This window comes from Candidatus Blastococcus massiliensis AP3, assembly GCF_000582785.1.
Classification (GTDB): domain Bacteria; phylum Actinomycetota; class Actinomycetes; order Mycobacteriales; family Geodermatophilaceae; genus Blastococcus; species Blastococcus massiliensis.
The window spans coordinates 269,150-293,813 of the sequence record NZ_HG931173.1; the positions used below are offsets into that span (position 1 = coordinate 269,150).

Genomic DNA, 24,664 nt, shown 5'->3' on the forward strand with positions numbered 1-24,664 from the left:
CTCGCCGGCGCGGCGGGCCGGGCGGCGGTCGCGTCGGCGACCGGGAGCCGCACGTGGCCGGACGCGCTGGCGCACCCGCTGTCGATCGTGGTCTTCGACCTGCTGATGGTCCGGTCCGTCCGGGGGCACCGCCGCGGCACGCTCCGCTGGCGGGACCGGCCCCTGCCGTCCGCCGTCCCCGCTACGAGCCCGTCGCCACGTCCTCGATGATCCGGCGCGCGGCCGACCGGCCCTCGGGGGTGGGCACCAGCGGGTACACGTGGACGGCGCCCTCGCAGACCTCGAGCCGCACCTGCGCGCCCTGCGCGGCGCCGCGGTCCCGGAGCAGGAGCGAGTCGGGCAGGCAGATGTCGCGGGTCCCGACGTAGACGTCGATCGGGGCCAGCCCGGCGAGCGGTCCGTTCAGCGGGCTGAGCCGGGGACCGGTCGGATCGTCCCCGCCCGCCCACGCCGCCGCGGCGACGTGCAGGCCGGTGCTGCTGAGCCACGGATCGCGGGCCTCGACGGCAGGGAGGTCCGGGTTGCTCAGGGTCAGGTCCAGCCACGGCGCGACGAGCACCAGCCGGCGCGGCTGCGAGAGGTCCGCCGCGGACAGCTCCTGCGCCAGCCCGAGCGCGAGACCGCCCCCGGCGGAGTCGCCGAGCAGGGTGACCGCCGCGGCGCCCGTGCTGCTCAGCAGGTCGCGGTAGACGGCGGTCACGAACGGATAGGCGTCCCGGTAGGTGTGCTGCGGGGCCAGACCGTAGGACGGCACCTCGACGCGCACGCCGGCGTCGGCCAGCCGGGAGATCAGCGCCCAGTGCTGCGGGGCGATCTCGCTGATGTACGCCCCGCCGTGGAGGTAGATCGCGGCCCGCTCGGCCGGGCGGCCCGTGGGCGCGACCGTGTGGCAGTCGAAGCCGCCGACCTGCCGGGTGGTGACCTCGTGCCGGGTCCGCAGCTTCGCCGGCGGACCGGACGGACCCTTGGGCTCGGCCAGCCGGGCACGCCCGCGCTCCGCCGTGGCCATCCGGGGCTTGTAGGCCAGGCGCAGGAACGCCGCGACGACCGTCATCTGCAGGCTCATGCTCGCGTCCGCGCTCCCTCGTCCGGCGTCCCTCGTGCGGGGCCACCCTAGGCGTCGCGCCCGCCCCGCCCGCGCGGGTGCCGGGCCGTCCGGCCACGATGGGCCGGTGACCGACCCCGCCGAGCGCGTGCTGTTCGACCCCGACGAGATGGACGCCGGTGCCTTCTACCGGGTGCTGAACTCCGTCGTCGTCCCCCGTCCGATCGCGTGGGTGTGCAGCCGCTCGGCCGACGGCGTGCTCAACCTCGCGCCGCACTCCTTCTACACGGTGGCCTGCGTGTCCCCGCCGGTCGTCCAGTTCACCTCGGTGGGCCGCAAGGACTCCCTCCGCAACGTGGAGGCCACCGGCGAATTCACCGTGAGCCTCGCCCCCGAGGCGCTGTTCGAGCAGATCAACGCCACCGCGACCGACTTCCCCGCCGGCATGAGCGAGGCCGAGGAGTGTGGCGTCCCGCTGACGGCCGGCGAGCGGGTCGGGGTGCCGCGGGTGGCCGGCTCGCCGGTCGCGGTGGAGTGCACGCTGCACTCGACGGTGCGGCTGGGCGACAGCACGGTGGTCTTCGGACGCGTGCAGCTGATCACCGTGGCGGCGTCGGCGGTGCGCGAGGGCCGGCCGCGGATCGAGCACCTGCAGCCGTTGGCCCGGCTGGGCGGGAACGAGTGGTCGACGATCGGCGAGGTCCGCGAGATCTCCCGGATCTCCTACCGCCGCTGGTCCGAGGACCCCTCCATCGGCGAACGGCTCAGGAGGGACAGCGACGGAGCATGACCATCAGCGACCTCGACGCCCTACCGCGGTAGGTGCGCGGCGACCTCGTCGGCGGCCTCGGCGCCGAACGCCTCGGCGAACCGGCGCAGGAAGCTCTCGCGGGGCAGGTCGTACTCCTGGGTGCCGACGACCTCGACGGCGGCCGTGGCCACGGCCGAACCGAGCTGGGTGGCACGCTCCAGGCCGAGCCCCCACGTGCGGCCGGCGATGAACCCGGCGCGGAGAGCGTCACCGCCGCCGGTCGGCTCGATCGGCTTGGTCTCCGGCACGGCGATCACCGAGATGGGCTCGGCGTCGGCCTGCCGCACCAGGATCCCCTGGGCGGAACGGGTGGTGACCCAGGTGCCGACGCGGGACAGCACGTCGCCCTCGGTCCAGCCGGTCTTCTGCTGCAGCAGGTGCGATTCGTACTCGTTGGTGAACAGCAGGTCCGCGCCCTCGACGAGGTTCCTGATCAGCTCGCCGTCCGCCCACGCCAGCTGCTGGCTGGGGTCGGCGGCGAACCGGAAGCCGCGCTGCCGGCACTCCTCGGTGTGCCGCTCCATCGCCTTCGGGTCGTTGGGGCCGATGACGACGAGGTCGGGGGCACCCACCCGCTCGGCCACGGGGCCCAGTTCGATCTCGCCGGCCTCGGACATGGCGCCCGAGTAGAAGGACGCGATCTGGTTGTTGGCCGCGTCGGTGGTGCAGACGAACCGCGCCGTGTGCTTGAACTCCGACCGGTGCACGCTGCCGGTGTCCACCCCGTGCCGGGTCAGCCAGGCCTCGTACTCGGCGAAGTCGCTCCCGACCGCACCGACGAGCACCGGCCCCAGGCCGAGCAGGCCGAGCCCGTACGCCATGTTCGCCCCGGCTCCTCCGCGGTGCTGCACGAGGTCGTCGACGAGGAAGGAGAGCGAGACGTTCTCCATCTGACCCTCGACGAACTGCTCGGCGAACTTGCCGGGGAAGGTCATGAGGTGGTCGGTGGCGATCGAGCCGGTGACGACGACGGGCACGTGCTGCTCCTGGGGGATGTGGCTCCGGAGGGGCGCGGGCGCCGGCTCGCGAGCGGGCCTGCATGACGGGACGAACGGGGGTCGAGCACCGCACACCCTAGGCGGCGCACCCGGTGTCCGCGGTCCCGAGGTCCCTGCCGGCCCGCGGAACCGCGCTCAGCCCGGGTCGGCCCGGCCGGGCCCGGTGAGCTCCGACCGCAGCCAGAGCCACAGCTGCGCCGTCCCCACCGCACCGAGCAGCGCGCCCACCGCGGCTCCGCACGTCACGGTCAGCACGGCGCCGTCCACCCCCGCGACCTCGAGCCCCGAGACGACGCCCGCCCCGCCCAGGGTGAAGCCCGCCATGAGCACCCGGGTGGGTCGCTCCCACAGCGAGATCGGCCCGGTCCGGTCCACGCCCGCCTGACCGGCGCGGGCGCGCAGGTAGTCGGGCAGCCAGCACAGCGCCCCGAAGAGGACGACCAGCCACCCGGGCGCCCCGGCGACCCACAACGCCGCGGCGTAGGCGGCCTCGGTGAGCCGGTCCACGACCGAGTCGAGCACGTATCCGCGCTGCGACGCGCGGCCGGTGCCGATCGCCAGCGCCCCGTCCAGGCTGTCCAGCAGCCCGGACAGCCCCACCAGCAGCCCCGCCGCCACCAGCCAGGCGCCACCGGCCGCGGCCGGGCCGACGGCGGCCGCGGCGACGGCAAGCCCCGCCGCCGTCGCGACGACCGGCGGCAGCCCCGCCAGAGGTCGGGCCAGCGTGTGGGCCAGGGTCAGCCAGCCGCGCACGAGCGGGGGACGACGTGTCGCTGCCGCCGTGCCACCGCGACCAGGCGGCCAGGTACTCCTCCCGACTCAGCACCTCGCCTCCTGCACGACACGCTCTCCCAGACCTTCTCGCATGGGCAGCGACACTAGGCATTCCTGAACGGTCAAGAGACTCTCAGTCACGCCTGCCCCATGGCTCACGGGGCCGGCGCCGACATACCGGCGACGCTGCCGACCCTCAGGTAGACCGACGAGCGTGCCGGCGAAGGACGGCGCAGGGACCGAGGGAGGGCGGACACGGGATGCCGGCATCGAAGATTCAAGACGAGCGCGAGGTCATCCGCTGGTTCGAGGAGGGGCGAACCTACGGCTGGATGGTGGCCGAGTACCGGCGCAAGTACGGCATCGAGACGGTCCCGTCCATGTTCGGCAACTTCCGCGGCAGACGCGGGCTCCAGCGTCGCATCGCCAGGGACGCCGAACTCATCCCGTGGTCGGTTGAGAATCGACACCGCAACGCCTACCCCTTGCAGATGCTGCGAGTGGAAGCACGAGTGCGCGAGGGCTTCCCCATCTCGGCGAGCGATCGAGAGCGTCTGGACAGCTGGCGTGCCACTCTGCGGAGGGAGGACGTTGTAGTCGCCTACGACCCCACCGCAGTGGATGGCTTCCAATACGTGTCCCGACTCCCGGAGGACAGCGATCTCATCCGGCGGCCGCCTCGCACCACGCGTCAGCGTCCGACCGTGGAGTAGCCCGTCGCACTCTCTTCGCCAACCCTGTCCAGGCGGTCCCCCACCAATCACCCCACCAGCCGCGGCCGTCGCGCCCGAGCGGGCGCCTCGCCGCCCGGGGCGACGACATCGGGTAGACCCTTTCCCGTCGCCCTGCGAGCAGGCAGAGTCGGCAAGCGAGCAATCGGAACGGGGCAGTACGCGTGAATGGGTTCGAGGGCAAGGTTCAGTTCGTGTGGCAGGTCGCCGACCTGCTGCGTGGTGACTACAAGCCGGCGGAATACCGCGGGGTGATCCTTCCGCTGCTGGTGTTGCGCCGGCTGGACGCCGTGCTGGAGGAGACCAAGCCGAAGGTGCTCGCCCGAGCCGAGCAGCTCAAGGGTGTGACCGACAATCCCGATGTTCTGCTCCGCGACGCCGCCGGGGTGCCGTTCTACAACGTCAGCCCGCTGACCTTCACCAAGCTGCTCGACTCCCCCAACAACCTGGCACAGCAGCTGCGCGCCTACATCGGGGCCTTCTCCCCTGGCGCGGCGCAGGTGCTGGAGAAGTACCGGTTCGACGAGCAGATCACCCGGCTCGACGACGCCGGGCTGCTGTATCTGGTGCTGGGCAAGTTCGCCGACCTGGAGCTGCGGCCGGAGGTCGTGCCCAACCACGCGATGGGCTACATCTTCGAGGAGCTGCTGCGCAGGTTCTCCGAGCTCTCCAACGAGACCGCGGGTGAGCACTTCACCCCGCGTGAGGTCATCCGGCTGTTCGTCAACCTCTTGTTCGGTGAGGACTCCGACGTGCTCACCGGCACCGCGCCGGTGCGCTCGATCTACGACCCTGCGTGCGGCACCGGCGGCATGCTGAACATCGCCGACCAGTACCTGACCCGGCTCAACCCGAAGGCCCGGCTGGAGATGTTTGGCCAGGAACTCAATCCCGAGACGTGGGCGATCGCGCGGTCGGACCTGCTGATCCAGGGCCAGGACCCCGAGCGCATCGTGCTGGGTAACACGCTGACCGCTGACGGGCACGCGGACAAGCGGTTCGACTACCTGCTGGCGAACCCGCCGTTCGGCGTGGACTGGAACAAGTCGAAGGACGCGATCGTCGCCGAGTCCAAGCAGCCGGGCGGCCGGTTCAGCGCCGGACTCCCCCGCGTCTCCGACGGCTCCCTGCTGTTCCTGCAGCAGATGATCGCCCGGATGAAGCCGGCCGAGGAGGGCGGCAGCCGGGTGGCGATCGTCTTCTCCGGCAGCCCGCTGTTCGCCGGGGCGGCCGAGTCGGGCGAGAGCAACATCCGCCGCTGGATCATCGAGAACGACTGGCTCGAGGGCATCGTCGCGCTGCCCGACCAGCTCTTCTACAACACCGGGATCAGCACCTACGTCTGGATCGTCACCAATCGCAAGCGCTCCGAGCGGGAAGGCAAGGTCGCGCTTGTCGACGCCCGCGGCGAGTGGTCGAAGATGCGCAAGTCCCTCGGTGACAAGCGCAAGTACCTGGACGACGCCCACATCGAGGAGATCACCCGGCTATACCACGATGCCCCGGAGTTGGCGGAGGCCGACGAGCGCGTCAAGGTCTTCGACGACGACGTGTTCGGCTTCCGCCGGATCACCGTCGAGCGCCCGCTCCGCCGCCGCTGGACGGTGACCGAGGAGACGATCGAGGCAGTCCGTTCCTCCAAACCGGTGGTCGCCTTGACGGTTGCGGACGACGACGCGCGGCGCACCCACGACGCACTGCTCGGCGCCCTCACCGATCTGCTGGGGACGTCGGAGCAGACCGAGGCGGCGTTCAACAAGCGTCTGCTCAACGCGTGCACAGCTCGCAAGCAGATCGGCCTGCCGCCGACCATCAAGAAGGCTGTGCTGTCGGCCGCCGCGGTCGCCGACCCGGACGCGCCGATCGTCACGGACAAGAAGGGGGACCCACTCCCCGACCCGGACCTGCGCGACAACGTGAACGTCTCACTCACCGAGGACGTCGACGAGTACGTCGAGCGCGAGGTGCTGCCGCACGTTCCCGATGCGTGGATCGATCACACCAAGACCAAGATCGGCTACGAGATCCCGTTCACCCGCTTCTTCTACAAGTACGTCCCTCCGAGACCGTTGGCGGAGATCGACGCTGAGCTCGAGAGGGTCGAGGCGGAGATCCAGCAGGTACTCGCGGGGCTTAAGCGATGACCGGCTTTCCGTTGCGACCACTCTGGACGGTCGCTGATGAGGTCCGCCTCGTCGTAGAACCTGCGACTATTGATGGCGACGTCGTTCACTACAACATTCCCGCTTTGGAGGCGACAGGCGAGCCCACGGTCGAGCCCGCCGCCAACATCAAGTCTGGGAAGCTGCTTCTATCAGGCGATGAGGTTCTGATCAGTCGCCTGAATCCCCGCAAGAGTCGCGTTGCGCGCGCAAGACCAGCCGCGCTTCCCCTTCTTGCCTCCACGGAATTCGTACCGCTTCGTCCAGTGGACTGCGACCCGCGCTTTCTAACATATTGCCTACTATCCGAGTCGACCCGCCAGCACCTGGACTCGCAGGTCCGCTCCGTCACGCGAAGCCACCAACGAGTCGAGCCGCTGCACATCACACACCTCCAGATTCCTACCCCCAATCGGGATCAGCAGGAGCGGATCGCGAACTTTCTCGACGATCAGTTAAGCCGCCTCGATCGCCTGACCTCCGCCCGCGTGAGGCAACTCTCGCTGCTTGACGAACGCCTGATCGCCAGACTCGAGCAGCGAGTGCTCGACTTGGCTGCGGAGTTCGACGTAGCGCCGCTTGGTAGATACTTCCGGCGGATCGAACAAGGCTGGAGCCCCCAATGTGAGGATCGCGTTCCCTCCGAACAGGAGTGGGGCGTCCTGAAAGTCAGCGCCGTCAAGGCAGGCACCTTCCGAGCAGACGAGTCGAAGGCTTTACCTACGGATCTGTCTGCTCAGGCGGCCTACGAGGTGCGCCCAGGCGACCTACTTATCTCGCGAGCGAATAGTCCTAGGCTTGTCGGCGAGATGGCAGTTGTGCCCAACGGCTCCCGCCAGCGACTCCTTCTCTGCGACAAGTTGTTTCGACTTCGCCTGAAGGACGACCTGGACGCGAGTTATGTAGCGCTGATCGGGCGCACGCGACAGGTTCGGGACCACTTTGCCTTGTCAGCGACCGGGACCTCGCAGAGCATGGTGAACATTCGCACCGACGATTTACGCGCGCTCGCGCTACCCGTCCCGCCGCTCGCTCTCCAAGAGACCTTCGTCGAGGACGCAGAAGCAGATGCGATGCAGAATGACTTGCTCCGCAGCCTTCTCTCGAGACAGATGGCGCTAACCGAGGAGCGACGGCAGTCCTTGATTACCGCTGCCGTGTCTGGCCAGTTCGACGTCACCACAGCTCGAGCGGTGGCGTGATGGCAGGGCACACCGAATCGGACTTCGAAGCCGCGATCGAGGCTCACCTCCTCACCAACGGCTGGCGGCACGGCTCCCCCACCGACTACGACGTCGCGCTCGGCCTCGACCCGGTCCAGTTGGTCGAGTTCGTCCAGGAGACCCAGCCGAAGGTTTGGGCGAAGCTGACCGAGCGGCACGGGAACGCCGTCGTCCCCAAGATCGTGAAGAGGATCGCCGAGGAGATCGACGCGCACGGCGTCGTCCAGGTGCTGCGCCGCGGCGTCAAAGACTCCGGCCAGCGCATCCAGCTCGCCTTCTTCCGTCCGACCCACGGGCTCGCCCCCGAACTGGTGGAGAACTACGCGAAGAACCGCCTGCTGGTGTATCGGCAGCTGCACCATAGCGAGAGCTCGCCGCACCAGTCGCTCGACCTGATGCTGGCTGCCAACGGCATCCCGGTCGCCACGGCCGAGCTGAAAAATCACTTCACCGGCCAGACCGTCGAGCACGCCAAGGCGCAGTACCGCGACCCGAAACAGCGCAACCCGACCGACCGGATTTTCGCCCGCCGGGCCCTGGCACACTTCGCTGTCGACCCCGATGTCGTCTTCATGACCACGAAGCTCGACGGCCCGAGGACCGTATTCCTGCCGTTCAACCAGGGCTCGGACGGTCCTGGACGCAAGGGTGGCAAGGGCAACCCTGTCAACCCGCACGGGCACCGCACCGCCTACCTGTGGGAGCAGGTATGGGCCCCCGACACATGGCTGGACCTGCTGCACCGCTACGTGCAGGAGGAGGTTCCCAAGCCCGGCGGGCGCAAGGTCCTCTTCCCCCGGTACCACCAGTGGGACGTCGTCGAGCGGCTCACCGCCCACGCCGCCGTCCACGGCGCCGGGCAGAACTACCTGCTGCAGCACTCCGCCGGCTCGGGCAAATCCAACTCGATCGCCTGGCTCGCCCACCGGCTGGCCGACCTCCACTCCCCTAGCGACCCGGCCACGCTGGCCGCAGGCGCAGGCGCAGGCATAGGCACCGACGAGCTGGTTTTCGACAAGGTCGTCGTCATTACCGACCGGCGGGTGCTCGACGCCCAGCTGCAAGCCACCATCTCCGGCTTCGAGCACGTCCAGGGGCTGCTGCAGCGGATCGACCAGGACGCCCAGCAGCTCAAGGCCGCGCTGGCCGACGCCAAGACGAAGATCATCATCACGACGCTGCAGAAGTTCCCGGTGATCGCTCAGGACGCCACCGTCATCGGCAAGAGGGTCGCCGTCATCGTCGACGAGGCGCACTCCTCCCAGTCCGGCGACGCGGCGCAGGGCCTGAAGAAGGTGCTGGGCGGCGCCGATCCACTCACTGCAGCGGAAGCGGATGCGGCCGGCGCGGAGGCAGCGCAGGCCGACGACCAGGATCTACTCGTCTCGACTATCACCAGCGCCGTGCAGTCGACGAACCCGGTTGCAGAGTCCGCCGAGTCCCGCGGACGCAGCCCGAATCTGTCGTTCTTCGCGTTCACGGCCACACCGAAGGGCAAGACGCTCCAGCTGTTCGGCACGCCGCGCGACGAGGCGGGCACGACGGTCTACGAGCCGTTCCACCTGTACTCGATGCGGCAGGCGATCGAGGAGGGCTTCATCCTCGACGTGCTAGCCAACTACGTGACCTACAAGCGCTACTACCGCCTCGCCAACGGGCTGACCAGCGACGACCCCGAGGTGGAGAAAGGCAAGGCGGCCGTCGCGCTCGCGCGCTTCGTCGACCTGCACCCGTCGAACCTCGACCAGCGCGCCGAGATCATCATCGAGCACTTCCGCACCGTCACCGCAAAGAAGATCGGCGGCCAGGGCAAGGCCATGGTGGTGACCGGGAGCCGCCTGCACGCCGTCCGCTACCGCGCCGCCGTCCAGCGGTACCTGGAGAAGAAGCAGCTCACCGGCATCCGAGCGATGGTCGCCTTTTCCGGCAGTGTCATCGACCCCGACGTTCCCGGCGACGCCGTCACCGAGAGCGGGCTCAACGGTTTCCCCGAGACGCAGACCAAGCAGCGCTTCCACGACGAAGGCCAGTTGCTCATCGTCGCGGAGAAGTACCAGACCGGCTTCGACGAGCCGCTGCTGCACACGATGTACGTGGACAAGAAGCTCGAGGGCGTCAAGGCGGTCCAGACCCTTTCCCGGCTCAATCGCATCCACCCCGGTAAGGAGGACACGTTCGTCCTCGACTTCCGCAACACCGCGGACGAGATGCGCGAGCAGTTCGCGCCGTTCTACGAGACGAGCTGGACCGAAGAAACCGACCCGAACCTGCTCTACAACCTCCAGACCCGGATCGAGAACCACCACGTCATCGACCCGGAGGAGCAGCCGAGGGCCGTCACCGCTTTCTTGCTCGGCAACTCCGCGACCCACGCCACTGTGTCGGCCAACGTCGACCCTGCCGTGCTTCGTGCGGGGAACCTGCCCGAGCACGAGCTCGACGACCTGCGCGACGCACTCAAGGCATTCGTGCGGGCCTACGCCTTCCTCGGCCAGGTCATGAAGTTCACCGACGAGGAGCTGGAGAGCCTCTACCTCTACGGCAAGCTATTGCTCGCCAAGCTCAAGGACGCGCCAACCGAATCGGGGGCAATCGACCTCGGCGACACCGCCCTGGAGTTCATCGGCCACCAGGCGGGCGTGCAGACCAGCGGCAGCAACGCTCCGGGCGAGAGCAGCGGCGAGATCGAAAGTTTCACCGGCGAGGGCCGCGGAAGCACCGTCGAGGAGGCGCTGATGATCAAGCTCTCCGAACTGATCCAGACCTTCAACGCCGCGCACGGCATCGACCTCAGCCAGGCCGAGATGCTGCAGATCTACGTCGGGCTGCCCAGCATCCTGTCCGACGACGAGGACGTCCAGCAGCGGGCCGCCGACAACACCGAGGAGCAGTTCGGCCTCACGATGGGTCTGGACAAGATCGTTGGTGCGCTGTTCCAGAGTCAGGAGGACGCTCACCGGCTGATCAAGGCCGTCACCGAGAACGAGACCTTCGCCGCTGCCGTCCAGGAGGTCATCAGCACCGAGACGTGGAAGGCCGCTCGCCGGAAGCACGACGAGCGTGCCGCATGACACCGGAGCTCGACGGATCCGCCCTGTGGCCCGACCGCTACCTGATGGACGGGCGTTTGGTCGTCGTCAGCGGCCCTCCGCGCTCGGAGCGTCCGCCTGCAACGGGGCTGCTCGGACGCCTCGCCCGGCGCTGGAGAGGGTGGGAGCTCTGGCAGCAGGTCCTCCTCGTGTTCTTCGGAGCACCATTCCTGGCCGCTCCGTTCAGCTCGATCTCCGAGGACCTGCAGGGCGGCATCGGAGTCGCGGGATGGGCACTCGGCGGCCTTGCCATCTGGTGGTCCCGGCGGTCCACTCCCGCGGAACCTGACCAGCAGAAGGGGCGGACGCCAGAACAGCTGCTCGCCTCGTGGGACACGACCGAGGCGCGCGTCGCCGGCGCTGCGAGTCGAGCCTGGCTGGAGACCGTGCGTGAGCCGGCCTGGTCGTCACCCTTCCTCGCGTCCAGCCGGGCCGCCTTCGACGGATGGGCCGAGGTCCACCAGATCACCGACCTGGCGCTGCGAATCCGCAACGCTCGCGTTGCCCTCGGCGCCAGGCCCAGCGGGCCCGCCGCCGACTACTGGGAACGTCAGTACCAAGCACTCGAGAACACCGCTCGACAACTGGGCCGCCGCGCCGACGCACTCATCCGCTATCGCGACCAGACGGCGCAATTGTCCGCCGAACTGCAGCACCTCACCGAACTCGAGCGACTCGAGCGCAGCGCGACCGAGATCGAGGGGCTCGCGATCGAGACGGCGTACGCCTCCGGGCGAGGGGACGGTGGACTGAGCGGCGTCGCCGACGAGATCGCCGGTGTGCGGGCGGCGATGACGGAGCTGCTGGATCTCATGACCCGGACACGAGCTCCTTTGGCCGAGCCGCCCGACCAGCCCGGCGGCCTTCCCCGTTAGTCCCGGCGTGAAATACGCACGCCCCGGGCATGTCCCCTCGCATGGCTGCCCAGATCAGTGACGCCGTGGTCGTCGACGTCCTCCGCCGGGTCGACCGGCTGGCCACTCCACTCGCCGCCCGGCTGGGCCGGCCGCCGGAGCTGCCGCAGACCGAGCGGGACGCGTGGTGGGCCCACCGCGTCTCGCGGGTCGCGGCCGGCGTCTCCGCCGTTCCCCGCTTCGCCGGCAAGCTCGCCGACCTGCTCCCGCTGCAGAACACGGTGGGGACGGCGGTGCAGTCGGTCGTCGTCCTCGGTGTCGCCGGTGAGCACGGCGTCACGGGGTCCGCGGAGCGGGTGTCCCTGCTCGCCCGAGTGCTCCTCGACCGGAACCTGCCGCCGTCCGAGGTCGCGCCGTTGCTCGTGAAGAGCCGGGGCACCTACCGCGGGGAGGCGTTCGGCGCCGCCGAGGAGCGCAAGGGCGCCCGCGGCGCCGTCCGCACGATCTGGCGGGTGGCCCGCCTGCTGAGCCGCATCGACGAGGCGCTCGACGCCCGCCCGAAGGGCAAGCTCCGGCACCGGCTGCTCTCCAACATCCCGGTCGTCGGCGTGGCCGGTGGCTACGCCGCCGAGCGCGAGGGGCTGCGCCGCGCCGCCGCCCGGACCGCGGCCGTGCTGGCCGAGGGGCTCAGCGCGCCGGCGTGACCGTTCCGGCGGGCTGCCCGACCAGGTTGCCGTAGACCTCCGCCGTCGCCGTCGAGCGGTTCATGGTGATGAAGTGGATGCCTGGCACGCCCTCGTCCAGCAGCGTGCGGCACAGCTCGGTGGCGATCTCGACGCCGTACGCGCGCACCGCCGCCTTGTCCTCCGGGCGCTCGCCGTCCAGCGCCTCGAACCGCTCGGCGAGCTCGGCCGGGAAGGCCTGGCCGGAGAGCTGCACGATCCGCTTGATCTGCTTGGCGTTCGTCACCGGCATGATCCCGGCGATGATCGGCACGTCGCAGCTCCGGGCCACGACCCGGTCGCGCATGCGCAGGTAGTCCTCGGCGCGGAAGAACATCTGCGTGACGGCGAAGTCGGCGCCGGCCCGGCACTTGGCCACGAACATGTCGACGTCGGTGTCGAAGTCCGGCGACCGCGGGTGCCGCTCCGGGAACGCGGCGACGCCGACGGAGAAATCGCCCATCGACTTGATCAGCTCGACGAGCTCCGAGGCGTACTGCAGGCCCTCGGGGTGAGCGATCCAGTCCGCCTGCGGATCCGCGCCCGGCGGGTCGCCGCGCAGCGCCATGATGGTGCGGACCCCGGCAGCGGCCAGTCGACTGATCACGTGCCGGAGCTCGCCGATGCTGTGGTCGACGGCGGTCAGGTGCGCCATCGGCGTCATCGTCGTCTCGGTGGCGATCCGCTCGGTGACCGACACGGTGCCCTCACGGGTGGAGCCCCCGGCGCCGTAGGTCACCGAGACGAACGACGGCCGCAGCGCCTCCAGCCGGCGCAGCGCCGTCCACAGCTGCGTCTCGCCGTCGGGCGTCTTCGGCGGGAAGAACTCGAAGGACCAGGTCGGCCGCTCCGAGGCCAGCAGCTCACGCACGGTCTGGGTCACGGGCAACGAGGGTACGGACCCGTGCGGGGAAAGCCGGGCACGACCGCATCCGAACTCCCCCCGTGGAGCGAAGAGCCCCCGAACGGACGACGTGGAAGGCGGACCCACCCATGCACGGCAGCGCGCTCCCCACCCTGGCTGAACCATCGCGCCCGACCCGTTGGGGCGATACTGGCCAGGTGACCACCGGGACCTCGCAGGGGACGGCCGCCCACCCGGTGCCGTCGCTCGCCGCCGCCGACCTCGACCGGCTGCGCTCCGCGGTCTCCGGGGCGCTGACCGAGTTCCTCGAGCGCCAGCGCACGACGCTGGCCGGGATGGACGCCAGCCTGACGCCCGTCGTCGACGAGGTCGCGGCGCTCGCCGCCGGTGGCAAGCGCCTGCGCCCGTCCTTCGCGTACTGGGGCTGGCGCGGGGCGCGCGACACCGGCCCGGGCGCGGCCGAGGACGACGACGCGGTGCTCCGGGCGGTCTCCGCCCTGGAGTTCGTGCACGCCAGCGCCCTGGTCCACGACGACGTGATGGACGGCGCGGTCACCCGCCGCGGCCGCCCGGCCACCCACGTCGGCTTCGCCGCCCGGCACGCCGCCTACTCCCTCTCCGGTGACGGCGACCTGTTCGGCACCGGCGCGGCGATCCTCGTCGGCGACCTGGCGCTGGTCTGGTCCGACGAGCTGCTGCGCTGCTCGGGCATCTCCGAGGCCGCCCTCAGCCGGGCCCGCGCGGTCTGGGACACGATGCGCACCGAGGTCACCGCCGGCCAGTACCTCGACCTGCTGCGTGCCGCGGGCGGTCTGCCCGGCCCCGACGGCGCCCTGCGCGTCGCCCGCTACAAGAGCGCCGGCTACACCGTCCAGCGCCCGCTGCAGCTCGGCGTCGCCATCGCCGGTGCCGGGCCGCGGGTGGTGGAGGCGACCACCGCCATCGGCCTGCCGCTGGGCGAGGCGTTCCAGCTGCGCGACGACGTCCTCGGGGTCTTCGGCGACCCGGCCGTCACCGGCAAGTCCGCCGACGACGACCTGCGCGAGGGCAAGCAGACCCTGCTCATCGCGCTGGCCGAGGAGGCCGCCGACGCCGGGGGCCGCCGTCTGCTCGCCGATCTGCTGGGCAACGCCGCCGCCCGCGAGGAGGACTTCGACGCGCTCCGCGGCCTCATCGTGGACACCGGTGCCCGCGACCGCGTGGAGCAGCGCATCGCCGAGAGCACGGCCCGGGCACGCACCGCGATCGCCGGCGCCCCGCTCGCCGACGACGCGAAGGCCGCCCTGGACGCACTCGCCGTCGCGGCGACGACGCGCACCGCCTGACGTGCGGACCGTCCCTGGCCCCACCGACCGGGTCGTCGTCGTCGGCGCGGGGCTGGCCGGCCTGGCCACGGCGCTGCGACTGCGCGGCGCCGGGCGCGAGGTCACCGTGGTCGAGCGGGGGCCCGGTCCCGGTGGGCGGGCGGGCCGGATCGAGTCGGGCGGTTACGTGCTGGACACCGGGCCCTCGGTGTTCACCGCTCCCGAGGTGCTGGCCGACACGCTCGCCGCCGTCGGCGAGAAGCCCGGCGACCGGCTGACGCTCACCCGGCTGGACACCAGCTACCGCGCCCAGTTCTCCGACGGGTCCTCCCTCGACGTGCACGCCGCCCCCGACGCGTTCGCCGCCGAGGTCGCCCGTGTCTGCGGACCGGCGGAGGCCGACGCGCTGCGCCGCTACCTGGCCGACCTGGCCGAGCTCTACCGGCTGCAGCTGACCACCTTCATCGACCGCAACCTGGACTCCCCGCTCGACCTGGTCGGTCCCGAGCTGTGGCAGCTGGCCCGCCGGGGCGGGTTCGGGCGGCTGTCCTCGCACGTCGGGAAGTACTTCACCGACGACCGCCTGCGCCGGCTGTTCAGCTTCCAGGCGCTCTACGCGGGCGTCTCGCCGTTCCGCGCCATCGCCGCCTACGCCGTCATCGCCCAGCTCGACATCGGCGCCGGCGTCTGGCACCCCGAGGGCGGCATCGGCGCGGTCCCCCGGGCGCTGGCCGCCGCCGCCGACGACGCCGGCGTGACCTTCCGGTACGACGCGAGCGTCACCGAGCTGACCACGTCCGGACGGCGGGTGACCGGCCTGCGCCTGGCCGACGGCGAGACCGTGCCCGCGGACGCCGTCGTCGTCACGGCCGACGCCCCGTGGCGGCTGGTGCCGGGGCTGCGGGCACCCCGCCGGCCGGTGTGGTCGCCCTCCTGCGTGACCCTGCACCTCGGCGTGCGTGCGGAGCTGCCCGGCCAGGCGCACCACACGATCAGCTTCGGCGCCGCCTGGGAGCAGGTGTTCGACGAGCTGACCCGCGACGGCAGGCCGATGAGCGACCCGAGCCTGCTGATCAGCATGCCGTCGGTGACCGACAGGACGCTGGCGCCCGACTCCGCGGACGGGAAGCACTGCCAGGTGCTCAGCGTGGTGGCCCCGACGCCCAACCTGGACCCGCGCAGCGGCGGCAACCCGCACCTCGACTGGACGGCGCTGGCGCCCCGCTACCGCGAGGAGCTGCTGGCCACCCTGGAGGCCCGGGGCTACCGCGGCATCACCGAGGCGATCGAGGTCGAGCACATGGACACCCCGCACACCTGGGCGGCGCAGGGCATGGCGGCCGGCACCCCCTTCGCGCTGGCACACACCTTCGGGCAGACCGGCCCCTTCCGGCCGTCCACCCTGCCGCGCAGCGGCCCGGAGAACGTGGTCCTCGCCGGCTCGTCGGTGCAGCCCGGAGTGGGCGTGCCGATGGTGCTGATGAGCGGGCGGCTGGCCGCCGAACGGATCACCGGGCGGACGTCGTGACCCTGGTCCACCCGCCGGGCACCCAGGCCTCCCGGCAGCAGCAGCTCGAGGCCGCCTACGCACACTGCGCGGCGATCGCCGCGCAGCACGGCAAGAGCTACCACCTGGCCACCCGGCTGCTGACCGCCGACCGGCGGCCCGCCGTCCACGCGCTCTACGCCGCCGCCCGCACCGCCGACGACCTCGTCGACCTGCCCGGGGCCGACCCGCAGGGCGACCTCGCGGAGTGGTCGCGGGCGCTGCTCGCCGAGCTCGAGGCCGGCTGGTCGGAGGACCCCGTCCGCCTGGCCATGGTGCACACCTACCGCCGCTACGACATCCCCGTCGAGCACCTCGTCGACTTCCTCGCGGCGATGACCAGTGACCTCGACGTCGACTCCTATCCCGACCTCGCCGCCCTCGACCGGTACATGTGGGGCTCGGCGTCGGTCATCGGCCTGCAGGTGCTGCCCGTCCTGGGCACCGCGCCGGGGGTGGCCCGCGAGGAGGCCGCCCCGCACGCGATCGCGCTCGGCGAGGCCTTCCAGCTGACCAACTTCCTCCGGGACGTCGCCGAGGACGTCGACCGCGGGCGGGTCTACCTGCCCGCGGACCTCATGGCCGCCCACGGGGTCACCCGCGAGCAGCTCGCCGCCAAGCGGCACTCCCCCGGGTTCGCCGCGCTGATGCGCGAGATGGTCGCGATCACCCGCCGCCGCTACGACGACGCCGCACTGGGCACGCCGATGCTCGCCCCCGAGTCGCGGGACTGCGTGCGCGCGGCGACCGACCTCTACGGCGGCATCCTCCGCGAGATCGAGCGCGCCGACTACCGGGTGCTCGACGGGCGCGTGTCGGTGTCCAAGCCGCGGCGCCTGGCGGTGTTCGCCCGCCGGTTGACCGCCGCCCAGCTGGCCAGGGTGAGCGTCACCATGGCGAAGCCGAAGAGCAGGTCCTCCACCGGCGCGTAGGCGATCCGCGGTCCCCAGATCGTCCGCTCGTCGTAGACCACGACGTCCAGACCGGTGAGCACGCCGTTCATGAGCAGCTGGAAGAACACGATGATCGCGTAGGCGGTCCAGAAGACCTTCCGGGTCACCATCCGGGTCCGGTAGACCGCCAGGTCCACGACCAGGACGGCGACGACCGCGAGCACCGCCAGCGCGCTGTAGCTCACGCGCACTCCCCCGCCGGCAGGGCCTCCTCGCGCGGGTAGCCGGCGTCCCAGCCCGTCACCTTGCGCACCGCCTCCAGCGCCAGCACCGAGCACAGCGGGACGACGAGGAAGAACAACGCCTCCTCCAGCGGGATCCCGCCGGGCAGCCGGATGTCGAGGGTGCGCACCGAGGAGTAGTCCCAGTGCCCCTGGTCGATGGCGTACAGCACCCAGGCGATGAAGACCGTGAGCTCCGGGACGATCGCGATCAGGAACCGCCGCCAGCGGGCGTAGACCCGGACCCGGAGCACCAGCTCCAGCGGCGCCGTCACCACCAGGCAGCCCACCAGCAGACCGAGGTAGGTCAGCGGCTCCACGGCACCACCTTCCGCGCCGGGACCGGCCGCGGATGCACCGGGCTCAGAACGCCGAGGCCTGGGCCCGGCGGGTGACCTCGGTGTGCCGGTCGTCGCGCAGCGCCTGCACGGGCGTGCCGGGCAGTGTGTCGTCCTCCCGGAACAGCCAGTCGAAGGCCTCCTCGTCGGTGAACCCGCCGTCCTTGAGCACGGTGAGCAGCCCGGGCAGGTGCTTGAGGATCACGCCGTCCTGGACGAAGGCGGCCGGGATCTTGCCGTTCCCGCTGCCGGGGACGGCCATGAGCTTGCGGTCGCGGAGAAGCTGGCGCACCCGGTTCGGCGAGGTGCCCAGGAGCTGCGCGACCTCCGTGGGGGTGAGCGTGTCCATAGGGTGCGAGCCTATGGCTCCTCCACGACCAGCCGACAGCCCGGTGCCCGGCCAGCGACGGCGCGCCGTCGGCGAGCCGACGCCGGAGGACGTGCCCGCCGAGCCGCCCTTCCTGGACCTGGGTCAGCTCGAGGACGACGCCCGCGCGCACCTGCCGGCCGACGTCTTCGACTACTACGCCGGCGGGGCGGAGTCCGAGACGACGCTGGCGGAGGCGCCGGAGGCCTGGCGGTCGTGGCGGCTGCGCCCGCGGGTCCTGCGCGGGATCACCTCGGTGCCGCTGTCCACCGACCTGCTCGGCACCGCGGTCGGCAGCCCGATCGGGGTCGCGCCGTGGGCGTACCAGGGCATGGCCCATCCGGACGGCGAGCTCGCCACCGCTCGCGGCGCCGCGGCCGCGGGGGCGCTCATGACCGTGTCCACCAGTGCGACGCACACCCTCGAGGAGGTGGCCGCGGCGAGCGCCGGCTCGTCTGCCTGGTTCCAGCTCTACCGGCTGCACTCCACCGCGCACACCGAGGACCTCGCCCGCCGCGCGGGGAACGCCGGCTACCGGGCGCTGGTGCTGACCGTGGACCTCCCCCTGCTGGGGCGCCGGCGCCGCGACCTGCGCTCGGACTTCGCGCTGCCGGCCGGGCTGCGGATGGCCAACCACCCGGCTGACGGCGCCCGGCCCTCTCTGCAGGACCTGGCGACGGCGACCTGGACCTTCGACGACATCGCCCGCTTCGGCCGGCTCTCCGGGCTGCCGGTGGTGGTCAAGGGCGTGCTGCGCGGCGACGACGCCGTCCGCTGCGTGCGGGCCGGCGCGGCCGCGGTCTGGGTGTCCACGCACGGCGGGCGCCAGGTCGACCCCGCCGTCGCCAGCGCGCACGCCCTGCCCGAGGTGGTCGACGCGGTCGGCGGCGACGTGGAGGTCTACGCCGACGGCGGCATCCGTTCGGGGTCCGACGTGCTCACGGCCCTGGCCCTCGGCGCCCGCGCGGTGTTCGTCGGTCGCCCCACGATCTGGGGGCTGACCGCCGGGGGTGCCGACGGCGTCGCCCGCGTGCTGGACGGGTTCGGGGAGGAGCTCGCGCACACCATGGCGCTGTGTGGCGTGGACGACGTCCGGTCGGTGCCTCGCGACACCGTCGTCCCGGCGAGATAGCCTCATGGCGGGCCGTGACTGGCGCGAAGAGGTGGGCACCCACCGGGGAGCGGCCCTGCACCTCCCTGCCGCGCGCCTGGGCGCCCCCTGTTGACGACGCCGGCCAGGAGACCCCCATGACCAGCACCCCCTTCGACGCGTCCGCCGCCTCCGACGCGTACCGCAGCGCCCTGTCGGTGATCGGCGCGGTCGAGCCGCGGGTCGCCGCGGCCATCGGCCAGGAGCTCACCGACCAGCGCGAGTCGCTCAAGCTGATCGCCAGCGAGAACTACGCCAGCCCCGCCGTCCTGCTGACCATGGGCAACTGGTTCAGCGACAAGTACGCCGAGGGCACCGTCGGGCACCGCTTCTACGCCGGCTGCCAGAACGTCGACACCGTCGAGGCGCTCGCCGCCGAGCACGCCCGCGAGCTGTTCGGCGCCCCGTACGCCTACGTCCAGCCGCACTCGGGCATCGACGCCAACCTGGTCGCCTTCTGGGCCGTGCTCGCGCAGCGCGTCGAGCTGCCCGCGCTGCAGCAGGCCGGCGCCAAGCACGTCAACGACCTCACCGACTCCGACTGGGCCACGCTGCGCCGGGCGCTCGGCGACCAGCGGATGCTCGGCATGTCGCTGGACGCCGGCGGCCACCTCACGCACGGCTTCCGGCCGAACATCAGCGGCAAGATGTTCGAGCAGTCCTCCTACGGCACCGACCCGGCCACCGAGTTGCTGGACTACGACGCCGTCCGGGCGCGGGCCCGCGAGTTCAAGCCGCTGATCCTCATCGCCGGCTACTCCGCCTACCCGCGCCGGGTCAACTTCGCCACGATGCGCGAGATCGCCGACGAGGTGGGTGCCACCCTCGTCGTCGACATGGCGCACTTCGCCGGCCTGGTGGCCGGCAAGGTGCTCACCGGCGACTTCGACCCCGTGCCGCACGCGCACGTCGTCACCAGCACCAGCCACAAGTCGCTGCGCGGCCCGCGCGGTGGGTTCGTGCTGGCCCAGCCCGAGTTCGCCGACGCCGTCGACCGCGGCTGCCCGATGGTGCTCGGGGGCCCGCTCCCCCACGTGATGGCCGCCAAGGCCGTCGCCTTCGCCGAGGCACGTCAGCCCGCGTTCGCCGAGTACGCGCAGGCGGTCGCGGACAACGCGCAGAGCCTGGCCGACGGCCTCAAGCGCCGCGGCGCGCGGCTGGTCACCGACGGCACCGACAACCACCTGGTGCTGCTCGACGTCACCGCCTTCGGCCTCACCGGCCGCCAGGCCGAGTCGGCGCTCCTGGACGCCGGCATCGTCACCAACCGCAACGCCATCCCGGCCGACCCCAACGGCGCCTGGTACACCTCCGGCGTCCGGCTGGGCACCCCGGCGCTCACCACGCGCGGGTTCGGGGCGGCCGAGTTCGACCGTACGGCCGAGCTGATCGTCGACGTCCTCTCCGGCGCCACCCCGACCGCCACCCGGGACGGCGGCGTCTCCAAGGCCAAGTACGTGCTCACCGACGGCCTGGCCGACCGGACCCGCGCGGCGACCGCCGAGCTGCTCGCGGCCCACCCGCTCTACCCGGGCCTCGAGCTGTAGGCGGGCGGGCCCGTGCGCACCAGGCGCCACGGGCGTCCCCCGCACCGCGTCGTGGGACACCACGGCCCCTCGGCACTCCTACACTCGTGCGGGTGGACACCGCCGTGACCGACCCCGTGGTCGGCCTCGTTCTCGAGGGGCGCTACCGCCTCGAGGAGCGGGTGGCGCGCGGCGGCATGTCCACGGTCTACTCGGCCACCGACCTGCGGCTGCACAAGACCGTGGCGGTCAAGGTCATGGCCGAGCACCTGGCCCACGACCCCACCTTCGTCGACCGGTTCACCCGTGAGGCGCGGGCCGCAGCGATGCTCAGCCACCCGAACGTCGTCGGCGTCAGCGACCAGGGCAGCGACCAGGGCCTGGTGTTCCTCGTCATGGAACTGGTGCGGGGCCGTACGCTGCGCGACCTGCTGACCGCCCGCGGCCGGCTGACGGTCGGCGAGGCGTTCGCCGTCCTGGAGCCGGTGCTGTCCGGGCTGACCGCCGCGCACCGCGCCGGCATCGTGCACCGCGACATCAAGCCCGAGAACGTGCTCATCGGCATCGACGGCGTGGTGAAGGTCGCCGACTTCGGGCTGGCGCGGGCCGTCGTCGGCACCGGGCAGACCAGCCAGACCGGCGTGCTCATCGGCACCGTCGCCTATCTCTCCCCCGAGCAGCTCGAGCGGGGCCGGGCCGACGCCCGCAGCGACATCTACGCGGCCGGCGTCGTCCTCTACGAGATGCTGACCGGGCACCCGCCGTACGGCGGCGACACCCCGCTGGCGATCGCCTACCAGCACGTCCACAACGACGTCCCCGCCCCGTCGGCGGAGGTGCCCGGCCTGCCCTGGCAGGTCGACGAGCTGGTCGCCCGGGGTACCCGCCGCGACCCGGCGGGCCGGCCGATCGACGCGGGCGCGTTCCTCGCCGAGCTGGCCACCGTGCGCAAGGACATCGGCATCGAGCCGGTGCCCGTGCCCACCGGGCGCAGCACCGCTGGCCCCGGCACCCTGCGGCCGACCAGCCGGCCCACCCGGCCGCGGCACCCCAGCGACCCGGGCACCGCCGTGCTCGCACCCCACCGCAACGCGCGCACCAGCACCATGCCCGGCATGGGCTCGGGCCCGACGACCGACGTCAACGGCCGCCGGCCCGGGGTGGACCGCCTCCGCCCCGGCGTCCCGCAGCACATCCGCCGACGCCGGGCCCGCCTCGCCGTCGCCGTCATCCTGCTGCTGGCCGTCACCATCGGCGCCGTCGGCTGGTGGCTGGGCAGCGGCCGGTGGACCGACGTCCCGTCGCTGGCCGGCAAGTCCCGCGAGGCCGCCGTCGACATGCTGCAGGACGCCGGCCTGGACCCCAAGCCGATCGTGGAGGAGTTCAGCGAGACCGTGCCCGCCGGCACCGTCATCGCGACCGATCCGGCCCGCGGCGAGGCGATCCGCGGCACCGATGTGCGGGTCGTCGTCTCGAAGGGCCCCGAGCGGTTCGTCGTGGGCACGGAGTACCTGGGGCGTCCCGCCGACGAGGTCGAGGCGGAGCTGCAGGAGACCGTGCCGGTGCAGATCACCCGCTCCGAGGTGTTCGACGACGAGATCGCCGTCGGCAACGTCGTCGGCTTCGACCCCGCCCCGGGAACCCAGCTCACGCGCGACCAGGTGGTCACCATGCGGGTCAGCAAGGGGCACGCGCCGGTCGCCGTCCCCGACGTGACCGGCCAGACGCCGGAGCAGGCCGTGGCCAACCTCGAGGCGCTGGGCTTCAGCGTGACCCGCGGCGAGGACGGCCGCAGCGCCGCCGTCGACAAGGGTGAGGTCATGGCGGTCTCCCCCGCCCCCGGCACCCAGGCCGCCTACCGCAGCGCGGTCACCATCACGGTCTCCGTCGGCGTCCCGCTGGTCCAGGTGCCCGACGTCGTCGGCATGAACGAGGCGGAGGCGACCGCTGCCCTGCAGGCGGCAGGGCTGCAGGTCGACGCGACGAAGTTCTTCGGCGACCGCGTGTTCCGGCAGAGCGTCAAGGCGGGCGAGACCGTCGAGCAGGGCACCAAGGTCACCATCCTCCTGACGTTCGGATAGGCCCGTTCCGTTGAGCACACCCGAGCGGGTGCCGCCCATCGGCGCGCACATCCAGATCAAGGGCGGCCTGGCCAAGGGCGGTCTGGCCTACACCGACGCCGTCGGCGCCGCGGCCGTCCAGGTCTTCGTCGGCAACCCGCGGGGCTGGAAGCTCACCCCGGGCGACCCCGCACAGGACGCGCTGTTCACCGCCGGATGCGCCGAGCGCGGCGTGCCGTCGTTCATCCACACGCCGTTCCTGGTCAACGTGGGCTCCCCCACCGAGGCGACGGTCGAGCAGTCGGTCGCCTCCATCGCACACAACCTGGCGCGCGGCGCGCGGCTCGGCTGCCAGGGCGTCGTGGTGCACGCCGGCTCCGCCGTGGGCGAGGACCGCTACGAGGCGGCGCTGCGCCAGCTGCACGAGCGGCTGCTGCCGGTGCTGGAGGCGGCCGACCCGTCCGGACCGCGGCTGCTGATCGAGCCGACCGCCGGTGGCGGCAAGGCGCTCGCGGCGACCGTCGAGGAGCTCGGGCCCTACTTCGCCGCGCTCGAGGACCACCCGCTGCTCGGCGTCTGCTTCGACACCTGCCACATCTGGGCGGCCGGGCACGACCTCGTCACGCCGGGCGGGATGTCCGCCACGCTCGACCTGCTCTCGTCGACGGTCGGGCCGGGGCGGCTCGGGCTGGTGCACGCCAACGACTCGCTGGACGGCTGCGGGTCCAAGCGCGACCGGCACACGACGATCGGCGAGGGCTCGATCGGGGTCGCGCCCTTCGCGGAGCTGCTCGCCCACCCGTCGATGGACGGCGTCCCCGTGGTCGTCGAGACGCCCAGCGAGAAGGACGGCGACCCGTGCGGGGGCCACGCCGCCGACATCAAGCTGCTCAACTCGCTGATCCCCGACGCCCCCGTGTGACCGCATGATCACCACGCGCTGATGGCGGTCACATCGCCCGTGAGAGCCACCCCCGGCGGGTGATGATCATGGCTGTGGACGACGACGGCGCCCCTGGGCGTCGCTCGGCGAAGCTGCCCCCGTGCACTCGCCGCCGCCCGTCGTCCGCCGCGGCGCCTTCCGGGGCAGCGGCGTCGTCCGGCGCGGTGTCCTGACGCGGGGGCAGCTGCGCACCAGCACGTACCGCCGTCTACGGCCGGACGTCTACGTCCTCGCCTCGGTTCCGGTCACCCACCGGCTGCACGCGGAGGCGGTAGCACTCGTCGCTCCGCGCGGCAGCGCCTTCGGTGGGCTCACGGCGGTGGCTCTCTGGGGCGCCGACGGGTTCGCGGGACCCGGCGACCCGGTCGAGGTGCTGCTGCCCCCGGGCATCCGCTGGCATGGCGCCGGGGTGCAGGTCCGCACCGCGGACACCACCGGGTCCCTGGTCAGCGACGGGACGATCTTCTGGACAGGTCGCACGCGCACCGCCCTCGATCTGATCCGCCGCGGAACCCTGGACGACGCGGTGGTGCTGCTCGATCGACTGGTCGGGACCGGGATGTGCGAACTGAGCGCCGTCCGCTCGGCGGCCGCGGCACTCCCCCGCTGCCGGGGCAGTCGGCAGGCCCGTGAGGCTTCGGCGCTCGCCGACGGCGTGGCCGAGTCGCCGCAGGAGACGCGGCTCCGGCTGCTCATCGGCCGCGGCGCGCTCCCGGCTCCCGTCGCCCAGTACGAGGTGCGCGTCGACGGCGTCCTCCTGGCCCGTGTGGACTTCGCCTATCCCGAGCGCCGCCTGGCGATCGAGTACGACGGCCTGTGGCACGCGGAGCCGGGGCAGTTCGCGAAGGACCGCCGCCGCCTCAACCGGTTGTCCGCGGCCGGCTGGCGGGTGGTGTTCGTGACCGCGGGCGACCTGCACCGACCGGACGACGTCGTCCACCGGATCGCGAGCGCCCTGCGCCGTTGATCACCTCCCGCGCAT

Annotated in this window: 21 protein-coding genes, 2 pseudogenes and 1 riboswitch; of the genes and pseudogenes, 16 read left to right on the forward strand and 7 right to left on the reverse strand. The window is 72.0% G+C overall.

The window, feature by feature from the left end; translation table 11 throughout:
* Positions 1-210: pseudogene (locus BN344_RS20475) on the forward strand (glycosyl transferase); the annotation flags it as partial.
* Here the strand turns inward: BN344_RS20475 and BN344_RS01300 are convergent.
* Positions 182-1,066: an alpha/beta hydrolase fold domain-containing protein gene (locus BN344_RS01300; RefSeq protein WP_081788294.1), complete on the reverse strand. Its 885-nt coding sequence runs from the start codon at positions 1,064-1,066 to the stop codon at positions 182-184. The pseudogene BN344_RS20475 and the gene BN344_RS01300 overlap by 29 nt on opposite strands.
* 106 nt (positions 1,067-1,172) lie before the next feature.
* Between BN344_RS01300 and BN344_RS01305 the strand changes: the two genes are divergently transcribed.
* Positions 1,173-1,835: a flavin reductase family protein gene (locus BN344_RS01305; RefSeq protein WP_231486409.1), complete on the forward strand. Its 663-nt coding sequence runs from the start codon at positions 1,173-1,175 to the stop codon at positions 1,833-1,835.
* A 20-nt stretch (positions 1,836-1,855) separates the two neighbouring features.
* Here BN344_RS01305 and BN344_RS01310 read toward each other — a convergent pair whose 3' ends face one another.
* Positions 1,856-2,833 (reverse strand): PfkB family carbohydrate kinase, encoded by a 978-nt coding sequence (locus BN344_RS01310; RefSeq protein WP_040336719.1) that lies wholly within the window; start codon positions 2,831-2,833, stop codon positions 1,856-1,858.
* Between the two features lie 156 nt (positions 2,834-2,989).
* Positions 2,990-3,607, reverse strand: a complete 618-nt coding sequence (locus BN344_RS01315) for a CDP-alcohol phosphatidyltransferase family protein (protein ID WP_231486410.1) — start codon at positions 3,605-3,607, stop codon at positions 2,990-2,992.
* A gap of 281 nt (positions 3,608-3,888) precedes the next feature.
* On the opposite strand from BN344_RS01315, the gene BN344_RS01320 reads away from it, so the two are divergent.
* The 6 genes from BN344_RS01320 (at position 3,889) to BN344_RS01345 (ending at position 12,391) form a co-directional block, all read left to right on the forward strand.
* Positions 3,889-4,341, forward strand: a complete 453-nt coding sequence (locus tag BN344_RS01320) for a hypothetical protein (RefSeq protein ID WP_040336720.1) — start codon at positions 3,889-3,891, stop codon at positions 4,339-4,341.
* 212 nt (positions 4,342-4,553) lie between these two features.
* Positions 4,554-6,503 (forward strand): type I restriction-modification system subunit M, encoded by a 1,950-nt coding sequence (locus BN344_RS01325; RefSeq protein ID WP_231486411.1) that lies wholly within the window; start codon positions 4,554-4,556, stop codon positions 6,501-6,503.
* On the forward strand, positions 6,500-7,723 hold the full coding sequence (locus BN344_RS18745) for a restriction endonuclease subunit S domain-containing protein (protein ID WP_155858701.1): 1,224 nt from the start codon (positions 6,500-6,502) through the stop codon (positions 7,721-7,723). Before BN344_RS01325 ends, BN344_RS18745 begins: the two co-directional genes overlap by 4 nt.
* Positions 7,723-10,815 carry a type I restriction endonuclease subunit R gene (locus BN344_RS01335; protein WP_040336722.1) on the forward strand — a complete coding sequence of 1,031 codons (3,093 nt, stop codon included), beginning with the start codon at positions 7,723-7,725 and terminating at the stop codon, positions 10,813-10,815. The genes BN344_RS18745 and BN344_RS01335 overlap by 1 nt, the downstream gene beginning before the upstream one ends.
* Positions 10,812-11,708 carry a hypothetical protein gene (locus tag BN344_RS01340; protein WP_040336723.1) on the forward strand — a complete coding sequence of 299 codons (897 nt, stop codon included), beginning with the start codon at positions 10,812-10,814 and terminating at the stop codon, positions 11,706-11,708. Before BN344_RS01335 ends, BN344_RS01340 begins: the two co-directional genes overlap by 4 nt.
* Before the next feature lie 29 nt (positions 11,709-11,737).
* Positions 11,738-12,391, forward strand: a complete 654-nt coding sequence (locus BN344_RS01345; protein WP_231486412.1) for a hypothetical protein — start codon at positions 11,738-11,740, stop codon at positions 12,389-12,391.
* On the opposite strand, the gene metF is transcribed toward BN344_RS01345, so the two are convergent.
* Positions 12,375-13,292, reverse strand: a complete 918-nt coding sequence (gene metF / locus BN344_RS01350) for a methylenetetrahydrofolate reductase [NAD(P)H] (protein ID WP_231486413.1) — start codon at positions 13,290-13,292, stop codon at positions 12,375-12,377. The genes BN344_RS01345 and metF overlap by 17 nt on opposite strands.
* 179 nt (positions 13,293-13,471) lie before the next feature.
* Between metF and BN344_RS01355 the strand changes: the two genes are divergently transcribed.
* Genes BN344_RS01355 through BN344_RS01365 form a run of 3 tightly spaced genes read left to right on the forward strand, consistent with a single transcriptional unit; the run spans position 13,472 to position 17,056 of the window.
* Positions 13,472-14,599, forward strand: a complete 1,128-nt coding sequence (locus BN344_RS01355) for a polyprenyl synthetase family protein (RefSeq protein ID WP_231486414.1) — start codon at positions 13,472-13,474, stop codon at positions 14,597-14,599.
* Position 14,600: 1 nt separating this feature from the next.
* On the forward strand, positions 14,601-16,106 hold the full coding sequence (gene crtI, locus BN344_RS01360; RefSeq protein ID WP_040336726.1) for a phytoene desaturase family protein: 1,506 nt from the start codon (positions 14,601-14,603) through the stop codon (positions 16,104-16,106).
* The gene (locus BN344_RS01365; RefSeq protein WP_040336727.1) at positions 16,103-17,056 is read left to right on the forward strand and encodes a phytoene/squalene synthase family protein; all 954 of its coding nucleotides are present in this window, start codon (positions 16,103-16,105) and stop codon (positions 17,054-17,056) included. The genes crtI and BN344_RS01365 overlap by 4 nt, the downstream gene beginning before the upstream one ends.
* Here the strand turns inward: BN344_RS01365 and BN344_RS21110 are convergent.
* The 3 genes and pseudogenes from BN344_RS21110 to BN344_RS01375 all read right to left on the reverse strand — a co-directional run.
* A pseudogene (locus BN344_RS21110) lies at positions 17,053-17,355 on the reverse strand (hypothetical protein); the annotation flags it as partial. The gene BN344_RS01365 and the pseudogene BN344_RS21110 overlap by 4 nt on opposite strands.
* Positions 17,259-17,618 (reverse strand): lycopene cyclase domain-containing protein, encoded by a 360-nt coding sequence (locus BN344_RS01370; protein ID WP_040336728.1) that lies wholly within the window; start codon positions 17,616-17,618, stop codon positions 17,259-17,261. The gene BN344_RS01370 and the pseudogene BN344_RS21110, both read right to left, overlap by 97 nt.
* A 43-nt stretch (positions 17,619-17,661) precedes the next feature.
* Positions 17,662-17,985 (reverse strand): Rv2175c family DNA-binding protein, encoded by a 324-nt coding sequence (locus BN344_RS01375; protein WP_040336729.1) that lies wholly within the window; start codon positions 17,983-17,985, stop codon positions 17,662-17,664.
* A 13-nt stretch (positions 17,986-17,998) separates the two neighbouring features.
* On the opposite strand from BN344_RS01375, the gene BN344_RS01380 reads away from it, so the two are divergent.
* From BN344_RS01380 to BN344_RS01400, 5 genes are all read left to right on the forward strand, one after another.
* The gene (locus BN344_RS01380; protein WP_081788296.1) at positions 17,999-19,135 is read left to right on the forward strand and encodes an alpha-hydroxy acid oxidase; all 1,137 of its coding nucleotides are present in this window, start codon (positions 17,999-18,001) and stop codon (positions 19,133-19,135) included.
* A 4-nt stretch (positions 19,136-19,139) separates the two neighbouring features.
* A riboswitch (ZMP/ZTP riboswitch) is annotated at positions 19,140-19,224 on the forward strand.
* 27 nt (positions 19,225-19,251) lie between these two features.
* Positions 19,252-20,700, forward strand: a complete 1,449-nt coding sequence (locus tag BN344_RS01385) for a glycine hydroxymethyltransferase (RefSeq protein ID WP_040336730.1) — start codon at positions 19,252-19,254, stop codon at positions 20,698-20,700.
* A 92-nt stretch (positions 20,701-20,792) separates the two neighbouring features.
* On the forward strand, positions 20,793-22,760 hold the full coding sequence (pknB, locus tag BN344_RS01390; protein WP_040337754.1) for a Stk1 family PASTA domain-containing Ser/Thr kinase: 1,968 nt from the start codon (positions 20,793-20,795) through the stop codon (positions 22,758-22,760).
* A gap of 10 nt (positions 22,761-22,770) precedes the next feature.
* Positions 22,771-23,661: a deoxyribonuclease IV gene (locus tag BN344_RS01395; RefSeq protein WP_231486416.1), complete on the forward strand. Its 891-nt coding sequence runs from the start codon at positions 22,771-22,773 to the stop codon at positions 23,659-23,661.
* A 121-nt stretch (positions 23,662-23,782) separates the two neighbouring features.
* Positions 23,783-24,649, forward strand: coding sequence for an endonuclease domain-containing protein (locus BN344_RS01400; protein ID WP_040336732.1), 867 nt, complete (start codon positions 23,783-23,785; stop codon positions 24,647-24,649).
* The last annotated feature ends 15 nt before the right edge of the window (positions 24,650-24,664 follow it).

Bases quoted from the DNA above. Each gene is read 5' to 3' on its own strand.
- BN344_RS01300 (WP_081788294.1), bottom strand. From the start codon at position 1,066: ATGAGCCTGCAGATGACGGTCGTCGCGGCGTTCCTGCGCCTGGCCTAC.
- BN344_RS01320 (WP_040336720.1), top strand. From the start codon at position 3,889: ATGCCGGCATCGAAGATTCAAGACGAGCGCGAGGTCATCCGCTGGTTC.
- BN344_RS18745 (WP_155858701.1), top strand. From the start codon at position 6,500: ATGACCGGCTTTCCGTTGCGACCACTCTGGACGGTCGCTGATGAGGTC.
- BN344_RS01335 (WP_040336722.1), top strand. From the start codon at position 7,723: ATGGCAGGGCACACCGAATCGGACTTCGAAGCCGCGATCGAGGCTCAC.
- BN344_RS01340 (WP_040336723.1), top strand. From the start codon at position 10,812: ATGACACCGGAGCTCGACGGATCCGCCCTGTGGCCCGACCGCTACCTG.
- BN344_RS01345 (WP_231486412.1), top strand. From the start codon at position 11,738: ATGTCCCCTCGCATGGCTGCCCAGATCAGTGACGCCGTGGTCGTCGAC.
- BN344_RS01375 (WP_040336729.1), bottom strand. From the start codon at position 17,985: ATGGACACGCTCACCCCCACGGAGGTCGCGCAGCTCCTGGGCACCTCG.
- BN344_RS01380 (WP_081788296.1), top strand. From the start codon at position 17,999: ATGGCTCCTCCACGACCAGCCGACAGCCCGGTGCCCGGCCAGCGACGG.
- BN344_RS01385 (WP_040336730.1), top strand. From the start codon at position 19,252: ATGACCAGCACCCCCTTCGACGCGTCCGCCGCCTCCGACGCGTACCGC.